Source organism: Pseudomonas sp. HY13-MNA-CIBAN-0226, assembly GCF_040310305.1.
Lineage (GTDB): Bacteria > Pseudomonadota > Gammaproteobacteria > Pseudomonadales > Pseudomonadaceae > Aquipseudomonas > Aquipseudomonas gregormendelii.
In genome coordinates, this window is sequence record NZ_JBEOPS010000149.1 from 1 (window position 1) to 288 (window position 288).

General features: G+C 51.0%; 1 protein-coding gene. It reads right to left on the reverse strand.

All coding sequences use genetic code 11. From position 1 onward, the window contains the following. Positions 1–288: ATPase, T2SS/T4P/T4SS family (locus AAEZ05_RS28165; RefSeq protein ID WP_502947800.1), on the reverse strand; the 288-nt coding region annotated here is incomplete at both ends.

The following is a 288-nucleotide window of genomic DNA, read 5'->3' on the forward strand; positions in this document are numbered from 1 at the left end:
CCAGCGGCATCTCATAAACGGTGTGTAATACGCCATCAATACGAAAGCGCACTTTTCCGGTCTCGCGACGTGGCTCCAAATGAATATCACTGGCGCGTTGCTCAAAGGCATACTGCAACAACCAATCGACAACCCTGACGATGTGTTGGTCATTGGCATCGGGATTGGTATTGTCGCCAAGCTGTAACAACGCCTCGACATTGGTGACATCAGCCGCCGCACGCTTATGTAGAGAGTTTGCCCCAGCAATCGCTTGCGTGACTTGATAAAACTCCTGTCGATAGCGAT